15 protein-coding genes are annotated in these 12,193 nt (G+C 60.6%); 6 read left to right on the top strand and 9 right to left on the bottom strand.

Features of this window, described 5'->3' with window-relative positions; all coding sequences use genetic code 11:
* The first annotated feature begins 10 nt into the window (after positions 1-10).
* The 3 genes from AC5E6N_RS08420 to AC5E6N_RS08410 all read left to right on the top strand — a co-directional run bounded on the left by AC5E6N_RS08420 (position 11) and on the right by AC5E6N_RS08410 (position 2,398).
* On the top strand, positions 11-787 hold the full coding sequence (locus tag AC5E6N_RS08420; protein WP_491747405.1) for a transporter substrate-binding domain-containing protein: 777 nt from the start codon (positions 11-13) through the stop codon (positions 785-787).
* Positions 788-1,007: 220 nt separating this feature from the next.
* A complete protein-coding gene (locus AC5E6N_RS08415; RefSeq protein ID WP_491747404.1) occupies positions 1,008-1,664 on the top strand; it encodes a glutathione S-transferase family protein in 657 nt (218 codons plus the stop codon).
* On the top strand, positions 1,661-2,398 hold the full coding sequence (locus AC5E6N_RS08410; protein WP_491747403.1) for a creatininase family protein: 738 nt from the start codon (positions 1,661-1,663) through the stop codon (positions 2,396-2,398). The genes AC5E6N_RS08415 and AC5E6N_RS08410 overlap by 4 nt, the downstream gene beginning before the upstream one ends.
* 209 nt (positions 2,399-2,607) lie before the next feature.
* Here AC5E6N_RS08410 and AC5E6N_RS08405 read toward each other — a convergent pair whose 3' ends face one another.
* Genes AC5E6N_RS08405 through AC5E6N_RS08390 form a run of 4 tightly spaced genes read right to left on the bottom strand, consistent with a single transcriptional unit; the run spans position 2,608 to position 4,374 of the window.
* On the bottom strand, positions 2,608-2,964 hold the full coding sequence (locus AC5E6N_RS08405) for a S24/S26 family peptidase (RefSeq protein ID WP_491747402.1): 357 nt from the start codon (positions 2,962-2,964) through the stop codon (positions 2,608-2,610).
* Positions 2,965-2,971: 7 nt separating this feature from the next.
* Positions 2,972-3,463, bottom strand: coding sequence for a superoxide dismutase, Ni (gene sodN / locus AC5E6N_RS08400; RefSeq protein ID WP_491747401.1), 492 nt, complete (start codon positions 3,461-3,463; stop codon positions 2,972-2,974).
* A gap of 13 nt (positions 3,464-3,476) precedes the next feature.
* Positions 3,477-3,971, bottom strand: coding sequence for a DUF2753 family protein (locus AC5E6N_RS08395; protein WP_491747400.1), 495 nt, complete (start codon positions 3,969-3,971; stop codon positions 3,477-3,479).
* Positions 3,964-4,374, bottom strand: coding sequence for a Fur family transcriptional regulator (locus AC5E6N_RS08390; protein WP_491747399.1), 411 nt, complete (start codon positions 4,372-4,374; stop codon positions 3,964-3,966). Before AC5E6N_RS08390 ends, AC5E6N_RS08395 begins: the two co-directional genes overlap by 8 nt.
* 233 nt (positions 4,375-4,607) lie before the next feature.
* Between AC5E6N_RS08390 and mntR the strand changes: the two genes are divergently transcribed.
* Entirely contained in the window at positions 4,608-5,102 is a 495-nt protein-coding gene (mntR, locus tag AC5E6N_RS08385) for a manganese-binding transcriptional regulator MntR (protein ID WP_491747398.1), read from the top strand.
* Between the two features lie 200 nt (positions 5,103-5,302).
* On the opposite strand, the gene AC5E6N_RS08380 is transcribed toward mntR, so the two are convergent.
* Genes AC5E6N_RS08380 through AC5E6N_RS08360 form a run of 5 tightly spaced genes read right to left on the bottom strand, consistent with a single transcriptional unit; the run spans position 5,303 to position 10,851 of the window.
* A complete protein-coding gene (locus AC5E6N_RS08380) occupies positions 5,303-6,493 on the bottom strand; it encodes an OsmC family protein (protein WP_491747397.1) in 1,191 nt (396 codons plus the stop codon).
* A 23-nt stretch (positions 6,494-6,516) separates the two neighbouring features.
* Positions 6,517-7,821: a TRAP transporter large permease gene (locus AC5E6N_RS08375; protein WP_491747396.1), complete on the bottom strand. Its 1,305-nt coding sequence runs from the start codon at positions 7,819-7,821 to the stop codon at positions 6,517-6,519.
* Positions 7,821-8,354: a TRAP transporter small permease gene (locus tag AC5E6N_RS08370; RefSeq protein WP_491747395.1), complete on the bottom strand. Its 534-nt coding sequence runs from the start codon at positions 8,352-8,354 to the stop codon at positions 7,821-7,823. The genes AC5E6N_RS08375 and AC5E6N_RS08370 overlap by 1 nt, the downstream gene beginning before the upstream one ends.
* Positions 8,347-9,315, bottom strand: coding sequence for a TRAP transporter substrate-binding protein (locus AC5E6N_RS08365; protein ID WP_491747394.1), 969 nt, complete (start codon positions 9,313-9,315; stop codon positions 8,347-8,349). Before AC5E6N_RS08365 ends, AC5E6N_RS08370 begins: the two co-directional genes overlap by 8 nt.
* A gap of 45 nt (positions 9,316-9,360) precedes the next feature.
* Positions 9,361-10,851 (bottom strand): aldehyde dehydrogenase family protein, encoded by a 1,491-nt coding sequence (locus AC5E6N_RS08360; RefSeq protein ID WP_491747427.1) that lies wholly within the window; start codon positions 10,849-10,851, stop codon positions 9,361-9,363.
* A 217-nt stretch (positions 10,852-11,068) separates the two neighbouring features.
* Between AC5E6N_RS08360 and AC5E6N_RS08355 the strand changes: the two genes are divergently transcribed.
* Both AC5E6N_RS08355 and AC5E6N_RS08350 read left to right on the top strand, forming a co-directional pair.
* Complete coding sequence (locus tag AC5E6N_RS08355) at positions 11,069-11,749, top strand: GntR family transcriptional regulator (RefSeq protein ID WP_491747393.1); 681 nt, start codon at positions 11,069-11,071, stop codon at positions 11,747-11,749.
* Positions 11,749-12,193 (top strand): thiamine pyrophosphate-binding protein (locus tag AC5E6N_RS08350; RefSeq protein WP_491747392.1); only part of this gene is annotated, 445 nt, incomplete at its 3' end. The genes AC5E6N_RS08355 and AC5E6N_RS08350, both read left to right, overlap by 1 nt.

The raw sequence follows: 12,193 nt of genomic DNA, 5'->3' as shown, positions 1-12,193 counted from the left end.
GAGAACACCCATGAGACTCGTGAAGACATGCCTTGTGGCGGTCATGCTCGTCGCCGGCACGGCGGCCGCGCAGGCCCAATCGGCACTGCAGGAAATCCTCAGCGACGGCCTGCTGAAGGTCGGCACCACCGGCGACTGGAACCCGATGACGATGCGCGATCCGGCGACCAACAGCTATATGGGCTACGACATCGACGTCATGAACGAACTCGCCAAGGATCTGGGTGTCGAAGTGGAATTCGTCCCGACCGACTGGAAAACGCTGGTCAACGGTGTCGTGTCCGGCAAGTACCACATCACCGGCTCGGCATCGATCTCGCCGGCCCGTGCCAAGGCGACGGGTTATTCCGACAGTTATTTCTCCCTCGCGACGGTGCCGCTGGTCCTGGCCGAGAATGTCGACAAGTTCAAAGACTGGGACGATCTGAACCGGCCTGAAGTCACCGTCGCCGCAACGCTCGGCACGACCCAGGAGAAACAGGTCAAGCAGTTCTTCCCCGATGCCAGGCACCAGATCGTGGAAGCGCCGGCACGCGACTTCCAGGAAGTGCTCGCCGGGCGCGCCGACGCGCATATCACGTCCAATGTCGAGGCCTACAAGCTGGTGGCGAAATACCCGCAGATGGCCGTCGTCACGGTGTCCACGCCCAAGGCGCCGACGCCGGTCGCCATGCTGATGCCGCAGGCCGACCAGGTCTGGATCAACTACGTCAACACCTGGATCAAACTCAAGGAGGAGCGCGGCTTCTTCGACGAACTTGCCAGGAAGTGGCAGCTTTCCAACTAGCGCGCGGTTCGCGAGAAGGCATAATGTGGGACCGCCGACTAGTGTCCTGAATCTGAAGTTCGTCACATTAGGCTGCATCCTCTGAACGAACTTCAGATTCAATCAGGACACTAGCAACATTATGATTCTAGTGTGGTTTACGGATTTGAAGTTCCTTGCTGAGAGCGCTGCAATCAATGAGAGGAACTTCAAATCCACCACACGAGAGCATCGGGCGGTCATGATCAGACTTTATTCCATTCCACCCAGCCTCTACAGCGCCAAGGTGCGGATCGTGCTGCGGGCCAAGGGGCTGGCCTTCGAGGATGTCCCGCCGCCGGGCGGTTACGGCGGCGATGCCTACAGGGAGATCGTTCCGTCCGGAACGCTGCCGGCCATCGAGCACGACGGTTTCCTGCTGGTCGATTCCGAGGCGATCAACGAATATCTGAACGAGCTGGCGCCGGAGCCGGCGCTGTGGCCGAAGGGCATTCGGGAACGGGCGCAGGCAAGGGCGCTTTCACGGTTTCACGACACCAGGCTGGAGCCGGCTGTGCGTTCGCTCTTCGCCCATGTCGATCCGGGCAAGCGCGACGCTGAAGTTGTCGCCGGGCAGGCAAAGCTCATTGCCGAGCGGCTGGCGCAGTTCGATCGCATGGCGGATCCGTCGCCGCTGCTCGCCGGCAAAAGCCTCAGCCTGGCCGATTGCGGCTATCCCATCACGCTGCTGTTTGTCGAAATGCTGAACGGTCCGATGGATCTCGGCATCGCATTGCCGGACGGGATTGCTGCCTATTTCAAGGCGCTGCAGCGCGAGCCGAGCATCGCGCAGGAGCTTGAAACCTACCGGCCGGCGCTTGCCGCCTGGGTCGAATCCGTGACCGGGTCGCCGGCATGAGGCTCGACCTGAGCACATGGCCCGAGGTCGAACAATATCTGCGCGGCAGTGACGGGGTCATCCTGCCGACCGGTTCGACCGAGCAGCACGGTCCGATCGGCCTGATCGGCACCGACAGCCTGTGTGCGCAGGAGATTGCCGAAGGGGCAGCCAGTATCGCCGGCGCCATGGTGGCGCCCGTCATCGCTTACACGCCGGCGCCGTTCAACATGTCCTTTCCCGGCACGCTGTCCGTTTCGCCCGAGACCTTCGCCCGGCTGGTCGGGGAGGTGCTCGACGCCCTTGTTCATCATGGCTTCGGACACATCTACATCCTCAACGGCCATGGCGCCAATCTGGAGCCGCTGCGTGCCGTCACCGGTTCGAAACCCGCTGTTATCAGGATCAGGAACTGGTGGGATTTCGAGCCGGTCAACATGCTGCGGCGGGACTATTACGGCGACTGGGAGGGCATGCATGCGACGCCCTCGGAGATCGCCATGACCCAGCACCGCCACCGTGTCGTCGAGGTCCAGGACCTCGGGCCGCCGGAAAAGCTGACGCCGCAATACATCAAGGGTCATGCCGGCGACCGGCACGGCCCGCCCGACGAACACCGGGCCCGCTTCCCGGACGGGCGGGTGGGCTCCCACTCGGCACTGGCGAACCCGGAACAGGGCAGGGCGCTGTTTGACGCGGCGTGCGCTGCGGTGGCGGAGGATTACGCCGATTTCCTGTTCAGTCCCAGGATTTGATGGTGCGATCTTTTCGCCGGAATGGAAGGAGGCACTATGGGACAGGTTCTGCACGCGCGCGCCACCACGATGGAGGCGTTCGGCTTCTGGTCCAGCCATATCGTGCCGATCGGACACTGATCGAAGAAGCCATGGCCGCCTGAGCCAGCAGCGATTTCCGGGAAGGCTGTACGGCCTTTGCTCTAATATTTTATGCCGTCTGGTTGGGTTTACTCTGAGGCCACCCGGTTCGGCGCAAGCGACCAAGGTCCCCGTCTGTGGGGCCGAAGCGTGAGGATCACGCGCCCGGGCATGTCTTGCTCCGCAACAGGCCCTATATCGGTGCCCGGTGCGGAACCTCCGCCGTCGCCGCGTACTGCAAAGTCTCCACCGTCGTTTTTTTGGATCACGCGCTTGATCATCCGCTGGCCGTGGACCGTCCGGAACACGCAGATGTCGCCGTGTCGCGGGTGCCGTTTGCCACCATAGGACCGCAGCAGCACATAGGCACCGTCCGGAATCGCCGGCGCCATGCTGTGCCCGCGGACACGGGCCAGCCGCAGGCCAAGGAGGCGGAGCACTCTCATCTGCCGGTCACGCCGGCCGCACCACGTCGAGCCCTGGCGGATAGGGCGCGGCGCGGCGCTCTGTGGCCACATTCTTCGTCGCCCAGAAGGCTTCGGCAAAGAGGTTGACCTTCTCAACGAGCGCTTCTGCCTCGGCGCGGCCGACACCCTGCTTACATTGGCTGGCGGTCATCATGATCTCGTGCACGAGCGTATGGATATGGGGCTGCGCCTCGATCTGCGGCGCCTTGAAATAGTCGCCCCAGATCACACGGACCTCGTCTTTCACCTTGGCCGCTTCCTCCTCCTTGATGGCGATGCAGCGGGCAAGCGTGTTGGTGCGTTCGAGGCTGTCGGGCTTTTCGGTCGTCTCGGTCAGGATGTCGATCATCCGCACGACCGACAACGCCGCGATCAGCGCCGGGGCCGGATCGTAGATCTTGCAAGGGATGTCACAATGGGCATCGACGGTGTCGACGGGGATCAATCGGTCGGCGGCTCGGGCAATGCGATAGAGCATGAAGGGTCAGTCCTTAATGTTGTGTCTGGTGTTCGGAAAGAAAAGCGAGCGCGGCGTCGCGGGTCCGCAGCACCGTCTTCTGGAAAGTGGCCTCCGCGACCCCGGCGGCCCTGGTCCGCCCGACATACTCCAACAGGGCGGGTTTGAGATGGTGAAAGCAGGCCTGCCGGAAGGCGGGATGTTCGGATGCATCGAGCATGGCAGTGCGCAAGGAAGCCAGTGTTTCTTCCGTTGTCGTCACTGCGCGCATCAGCTGCCCCCTCCGCGAATGGCATTCGGACGCGTTCGCGCCGGCGGCGACCAACATCGGTGGCGCGTTGGCCATCGAGGCTGCCGCACGGTCTGTTCGGAAGCGCCGTAACGCCGCCTCAAGCGCTTGATCGTAGAGACGTTCCGCCCTGCTGAGGTCGTTCTTATCGAATGCCGCGTTCGCGGCCTCGGTGATGGCTTTCCAGGTCTGGTCAACCGTCTGGGCACCTGGCTGGTCGAAGAGGGCGCGCTCATTCATCGCTTGCGATCCTTTCCAGATGTACGACGGTGTCGATACGCATGATCCGGTAGCCGGCTGGAGGCTCGATCACGGTACTGTCCGGCATGTCCAGAACGCGGTTTTCGGCCTCGATGTAGAAATACCGGTGGGCGCCGGTGTCGGTGTCATACCAGATACGTTCGCTTGGGACCGAAACACGGCGGATCAGGCCCGCCCGCTCGAAGTCCCGCAACGTGTTGTATACCGTCGCGAGTGAAAGCCTATGCCCGGCGCACACCGCCTCTGTGCTCAGCGTTTGGGCATCGACATGGCGGCCGGCACCGGCGAATAGCAGCCCGGCGAGCACGCGACGCTGGCGTGTCACCCGAAGACCATGCGCAGCGAGCAGGTCGTTCGAAGGTAATGTTGCCGTTTCCGCCATTCGCTGCATCTTCGTCCAGTATCAGGCTGCCTTCTCGCGTTTCGACTTCAGCCAGGTCATCGCAGCCTCCGGCGTCGATGCCTCGTATGGGTCGTTTGCCGCATCGTCGCAGCGGCCGGACTTTCCGTGTGATTTGTATTTTGAGTTTTAGCCTTGGCTAAATCCCGCGTCAAGAAAAATTTAGTTTGAGCTAAATCTTGCTCTGTCGGCGGTTCTCGGGAATATTGAAGGCCATGACCAATCCTCGACGCTTTTCCTCACCATCCGAACAAAGTCCGTTATCGACGGAGCATCGTGCGCGGAACTTCGGCCTCGTGCGTGAGGCGCATCGCCGGGAGATCGCGGAGGACTACGTGGAGATGATCGCCGAGTTGGCACAGGAGCAGTCCGCCGTTCGCACGGGTCATCTTGCCGAGCGCTTTGGCGTCTCCCATGCCACGGTGACCAACCATGTCCAGCGGCTCATCGCAGAGGGACTGATAGAGGACCGACCCTACCGGCCGCTCGCCCTCACGGCCGTGGGGCAAAGTGTTGCCGAAGCCTCCCGTCGCAGGCACCTGCTTGTCCGCGACTTCCTCGTCGCGGTGGGTGTGGACCCGGAAACGGCCGAGGCTGACACTGAGGGGATCGAGCATCACGTCAGCGAAAGGACGCTGGCGGCCTTTGCGCGCTTCCTGTCTGTGAGCTCAAATCGTAGCCCGGAAGAAAAGTCAATTCGGGAAGAATAGGCGCAAGGTCACGCGCATAAAACTTGAAGAAAATCCGCCTGGGTGCAGGGAGTGGAAAAAGTTTGGGACAAGCAAGATGATGCCATATTTACGCCCTTTGCTAACCTCATCTCGCTTGGTTCAACCTCGGCCTCAGGGCCAAATATGAAACGCTCATCGCTGCGGGAAAACCCGCCAGGAAGCCTCGCCAAACGGATAGTCTAAACTCGTGTGACCCGAAGTTTGGTTTTGAGATCGGTTCGGCAGAAAGCGTGCAGGAAGCAAGTCTTCTCGGAGACGTCGAGCATGTCGCGCGCAACCTCATCGCTCTCACTGGATTGCAGATGCACGTGGGTCTCCACCGGGTCGGCTTCGCCCGCTTTGCCCGTGCCGCCGGATGCGCCACCAAGCGAAAAATGGGTATCCTGCACGATGGAATAGTGAGGCAGGTCGAGTTTTTCCATCGATGCCATACGGCCGAACTGGGTCATGAAACAGAAGCCGATCCCGGCGGAGATGAAGCTGACGGCATCGGGTGCCCGCCCCTTGCCGCCGGCGCTTGGCGCTTCTTCAGACAGGAAACGGAAAACGCTTCCGTGCGGGCTGTAAAGCCGCTGCTCGATCTCCTTGATGCCATCCTCACGCATCACGCAGATGGCCGCGGGGTTCAGCGTACGGTCCTGATGGTCGGACAAGCTCGAGGCATCGGCCGACGTTCCCTTGTGCACTTTCTTTTTGGGTGTTTCGCCCAGCCGCTCGATGAGCGTCACCTCGGATACTTCCGGCAGCGGCGACACAGCCGGGGGGTCGGCAATGACGGCGCCATCCAGCGCCTGCGCTTCTCCGGTCGTCAGTTGCTGGCCATTCCTCGTCAGCGTGAACAGGCTTGGAAGCTTGCCACGCATCAAACCGTTGAGCGGCGAGGCATGAATTGCATTTATCAACAGATCGTTCAGTTCGTCGTCTTTCAGATCGCAGCCTGCCTCGACTTCCAGTTCCACGGGCAATGCGCCGCCTTCCATGGTGCGCTGACGCATCGAGCCTTGCATCGTGTAATAATTGTCCTGGGTGAGTTTGAGATTACGCAACGTCACGCCACGCTGATCGGCGAGTGCAAGGATCTCGTTCATGTAGCTGGCGACCATACCGGTCGTCAGGAACGCCAACGGACACGGCGCCGCATCATAACCCGCCAGATAGGCGCCTTCGTCTGACACTAGGCGCCAGGTGAGCCCCGAACGGGCCGAGGTGACGATCGCCTCTTTCTGAAAACCGGAGAGCGACCGTACGAAGGTACGCACCGCATCACCGCGCCGCGGCAGTGGCGCGTCCAGCCCGATCTCGTCGGCATTGGCGACCTTGAAGAACGGCGACAGGCCGTTGGCTGCGATGATGTTTTCCCCCAGTTTCATGATGACTTCCTTTCGTGGGCGCGTCACCCGAACATGGTTTCGGGCAGCAACAGCGCAATTTGCGGGATGATGAAAACGAGAATGACGGCCGCCAGCATGGCGAACCAGAACGGCCAGATTCCACGGAAGATCGTGTTGAGTGGAACGTCGGGGGCAATGCCCTTGACGACGAACACATTGATGCCGACCGGCGGTGAGATCAGCGCCATTTCCAGCACCAGGACCATCAGCACACCGAACCAGATGAGATCGACCCCCAGCGCCTGCAGGATCGGCTGCACCAGCGGAATGGTCAGCACCAGAATGGCAAAACCTTCCAGAAAAGTACCGAGTATGATGAAGACGAAAAGGATGGCGATGACGACCTGCGCGGCGGTGAACGCTTGCGCCTCCACCCACTGCGTCAGCGAAAAGGTCACGCCGGTGAAGCCGACAAATGTCTTGAAGACAAACGCGCCGAACAGGATCAGAAACACCGTGCCGGTCGACTTCAAGGTGCTGGTGATCACGTCACGCGCATTGGCCATTGTCAGCTTGCCACGGATAATGGTGACGAGAAGCGCCAGGAAAGCGCCGATGCCCGCCGCCTCCACCGCGGAAAAGACACCCGTGTAGATGCCGCCGATGGTGAGCAGCACGATGCCGATGATCCACGACGCCCGCCTCAGCGAGCCGACCCGCTCGCCGGTCGAAGCGGTCGATCCCGACAGCGGTGCCATTTTTGGGTTGCGCATCACCAGAAGCCATACGGTCAGGACGAACAATCCTGTAAGCATCAGTCCTGGCATTATACCGGCCATGAACAGCCGGCCGATCGATTCTTCCGTCAGAATCGCATAAATCACAAAGCCGGCAGACGGTGGTATGAGGATTCCCAGCGTTCCGCCCGCCGCGATGGCGCCTGTGGCCAGGCCATTATTGTACTTATATCTTTGCATCTCGGGCAGGCTGACCCGGCCCATGGTGAGCGCGGCAGCGAGCGATGAGCCGGAAAGCGCTGAAAACCCGGCACAGCCAACGATGGTCGCCGACGCCAATCCGCCTTTGAGATGCCCCAGCCAACTGTGGGCGGCATCGTAGAGATCACGGCTCATGCCCGACACGCCGGCGAGGTTGCCCATCAGGATGAACAGAGGCAGGATTGTCAGCGGGTAGCTTGATGCTTTGCCGAATATTTCTCCGGCAATGACCGGCAGGCTGGCCTGGGGTCGAATTATATAGATACCAACCGCTCCGACCACGATCATCGCCGTGCCGACGGGCATCCGCAGAAACAGCAACACGAACAAGGCCGCAAAGCCCAGGGGCGCAATCGTCGTGCCGTCCATCAGTCTATTGCCTCATTGGGATCGTCGTCATTCCAGTGGGCGAAGCCGACGACGACATGGAAGACAAGAAGCAGGGCGTAAAAGGCCAGGGCCAGGCCGAGGAAGTAGTAAAACGGTGTATGCACAATTGACAGATTGTTGGTGAACTGTCCGCATGGCATACCGCACGTACCCTTGGTGAACATCGCGTAGGCGGCAATACCTATCATGGCGAGACCGATAGACCGCACAATCAGGTCAGTGACGCGGGTGACGCCGCGTCCTGTGAACATCTTGATGATATTCACGCTGACATGGACGTTGTAATAAGCGCCGTAGGCTATCGCGGCGGCGACAACCACCGTCAGCATCATCGAGGACAGGTCTTCGATGCCGAAAATCGGATCGTTCATCACATAGCGGGCGAAGACAGCGACAACGGTGATGCCCATAAGGCCGACCAGCGCGCCCCCTCCCATGATGGCGAACAACCCGGCCAAGCGGCCGAGTTGCTTGTCGGTCGACTGCAATATGGTGGACGACGCCTCAGCCATCGGAGCCCTGCAGAAGGGCCTTGATGTCGCCGATGGTTTTATCGCCGGCGGGCTGTTTCATCGCCTCGGCCAGCGCTGGCGCAACCGCTTCGTCGAAACGCGCTTTTTCGGCGTCGGTCAGTTCGATGATTTCCACGCCGTCCGCACGGGCCGCTTCGATGCCGTCCGCCGCGGCGCGATGATAAGCCTCTCCACCGGCCATCGACAGGCTGTCGTCGGCGGCCTCGTCCACCCAGGCCCGTTGCTCGTCGGACAGCCCTTCATAGAGTTCCTTGTTCATCAGCAGGATGAGCGCCGAGCCGGAACCGGGGAAATAGGTGGTCACGTAATTGGCCGGCTCATGCAGCTTGAATGAGCGGATGGCAGATGGATCGATCGCGATCGCGTCGATCACACCATTTGAGAGGTTCTGGTTAATGACGTTGACCGGCTGAGCGACGGCGCTGGCGCCAAGTGCCTCGGCGAAGGCAACATCCTGTTTGGAGGTGACGCGGATCTTCATACCCTGAACATCTTCGATCGACCGCACCGGTGTCCCGCTTGTAATCAAAACGGGCGGTGCGTTGGCCCAAATGGCGAGCACTTTCGCATGGTATTCCGTTTCGAGTTCTTCGCGTGCCCTCAGCAAGGACTCGGTACAAGTCAATGCATTGTCGCAAACCTGCGGCAGAGTGATCACGTTGGTCTTCGGGAACAGGTCGCCGGTATAACCAGGCAGCGTAAAGACGATGTCGGCCACGCCATCCAGGAGGATCGCGTACTGCTTGGGAGGCACCGAGTTGAGTGCGCCGCCGGGAAACTGTGTGACCGTGAGTTCGCCATTGGAAACCTCTGCCAGCTTTTCCGCGAACGGCTGGAAAACCGCCGCGTTCATGGGGTGGTTCGGTCCCATGAAATAGGCGAAAGTCAAATCCTTGGCCGATGCCATAGGCGCAGCCGTCAAGAGCGCCGCGGCCGCCATCAGTGCTGATATCCTCATCGTTATTCCTCCCTGTTAGATGGAAATTCAGATCAACCAACCCGGTTGGCCCGAAATCGAATGATAGGCCTGAAACTGAATGACGCCTTCGTAGCCCAGGTTGCGGCCTATGCCGGACTGTTTGAAGCCTCCGAACGGACCACGCCCGTCTTGCGCGGCCGGGCCGTGTGCGTTCAGATAGGTGTATCCGGCCTCCAGGCGACGGGCGAGCGTCATCGCCCGCTCGCTGTCCGCCGTCCAGACCGATGAGCACAAACCAAACCGGCTGTCATTGGCCATCGCAACCGCCTCATCCTCGGTATCGAACGGGATAATCGGAAGCGCCGGGCCGAACTGCTCTTCCCTGACGATATCAAGACCTGGATCCGGATCGAAAATCAGCGTCGGCCGCTGGAAATAGCCTTTTGTGTAGAGGTCTTCGTCCGGTACCTGGCCAAGCTCCCTGACATCCTCGCCGCCATCGCGTGCCTGCCTGATCATGCCTTTTACGACGCCAAGCTGCCTGCTGTTATTGAGGGGACCCATATCGGTTTCGTCCAGCAGACCGTCGCCAACGATCATGCGATCGCAGGTCTCAGTCAGGCCATCGACCACTTCGTCATAACGCGACCGCTGCACATAAAGCCGCTTCAGCGCCATGCATATCTGTCCTGAAGACATGAACGCGCCCATATACATCCGCATGAAGGCGCCCCGGTCGAGTTCGGCGTCCCGGCAAACAATGGCCGGGTCGTTTCCTCCAAGTTCCAGCGTCACCGGCGTGATGTTTTCCGCAGCCTTTTGCATGATCTGGCGGCCGACAGCGATGGAGCCTGTGAAGTTAACGAACCCGACCAACGGATGCGCCACCAGCGGATCGCCGATCTCCGACGCCGACCCGGTGACGACATTGACCACGCCCGGTGGCAGCAAGGCGGCGATCCTTGCAAGAGTCAACGATGGCGCCAACGCCGAATTCCGGCTCGGCTTGACAACGACCGTGTTGCCGGCGACGAGTGCCTGCGGCAGCTTTGCCCCAAGTATGGAGAGCGGCCAGTTCCAGGGAACGATGAGCGCGGCGACACCGCGCGGATGGCGGGTGATGATCGTATCGAAGGGCGGCCCGGCAAGGCGCTCGTCCTCGGCGAGCCTGTCGGCATAGGATGCCGACAGGCGAAAGCGGTCGCCGAGCCGCGTCATCTCAAGCAGGGTTTCCTTGATGATCTTGCCATGTTCACGGCAAAAAAGGCGCGAGCGGCAAGCGACATCTTCTTCGTCTGCGACCAACTCATCGGCAATCTTCATCAGATAGCCGGCGCGTTCGGCATAGGAGAGTGCTGACCAGGTCGGGAAGGCCGCATGAGCCGCTTGCACGGCCTGATCGACATCCGACACACTGGCACTGGCGGCATGGCCGACCAACTCGTCCGGTCGCGCGGGATTGAAGATGTCGTAGGTGCGCCCGCCATTGGCGGCGCGCTGTTCGCCGTCAATGAAAAGCCCTGTTGTTACCGTCGATCGATCGGCAATCACATTCATCACGAACACCTCCCGAGTGATGCGTCTGCCGCTATGCCAGAGCGACCGATTCGCGCATCTGGTTGTACATTACGCTTATCCGCAAGCATGATGTCTCCTCCGCCTTGTCATGCATTATGGATACATAAATAGCAAGATACAGGCAAAGTTTTTTCTTTATTGCGAATTTTGGTGATTTATGTATCCATAATGCATGACAAGGCGGAGGAGGAACTCAATGTCATCCAGCGCGGAGCGTGTGCTGGCCGTCGTCAGACGCCAGATTCTCAATGGCGAACGCAAGCCGGGCGACAAGATTTCCGAGGTCGCGGTTGCCGCCGATCTGGATGTGTCTCGCACGCCGGCGCGGACCGCGCTGGCCGCGCTTGAGGCTGAAGGCCTGATCGAAAAGCGTGATGGCCGCGGCTTCACCATTCGGTCGATCACAACCGCCGACGTCGCCAAGGCGATTGATGTCCGTTCAGTCCTTGAGGGGCTGGCCGCACGCACTCTCGCCCATGAAGGGATGTCCTGCGAGGTTGAGGACAAGCTCTTGCACTCGATCAGTATGTCGCAAGCGATCCTGGAATCGGAGGACAAGTCGACCGACTTCATCGGCGGCTATCAGGCCGCCAACCGCCTGTTCCACGAGACCATCATGAGGGAATGCGGCAACGACTTGATCGCTCACACGTTCGAGCGGATCGCCATGCTGCCGTTGACCGGGCTGGGCGCGCTCGCCTTCGACAAAACCAGTTGGCGGCGTGAGCGCATGCGCCTCACCGTCGGTCATTCGCAGCATGTCATCATCTTCGACGCCCTGAAAAAACGCGATGGTCAGCGCGCCGAAGCGATCATGCGCGAACACTCCAATGCGACCCTCAACTATGCCGACCTGTTCGTGAAGAAAGTCTACTGATGCTCGCGGCCGAAGCGCTTTTGCGCGCCTTGAAATCGAACGGTGTCGATTATCTGTTCTCCAACGCCGGCAGCGATTTTGCCCCGGTCATCGAGGCGATGGCTTCGGTGCGGGACGAAAGCGCTATTCCCCAAACCATCACGGTCGCCCACGAGAGCGTCGCAGTTGCGATGGCGCACGGCTACTTTTTGGCGACCGGCCGGGCGCAGGCCGCGATGGTGCATGTCAATGTCGGGCTTGCCAACGCGGCAATGGGACTTATCAACGCTCATTCTGATGACGTCCCCGTGGTCATGCTATCCGGCCGCACGCCGTTGACCGAACATGACCGGCCGGGTGTGCGCGTCTCGCCCATTCAGTATGGCCAGGAGCAGTTCGACCAAACGAGCCTGGTTCGCGATGTCGTCAAATGGACCTATGAACTGCGGTATGGCGAGCAAGCCG

This window comes from Hoeflea sp. (assembly GCF_984452065.1).
The sequence above is the reverse complement of the archived record's forward strand: the minus strand, read 5'-3'. Positions and strand labels throughout refer to the sequence as shown.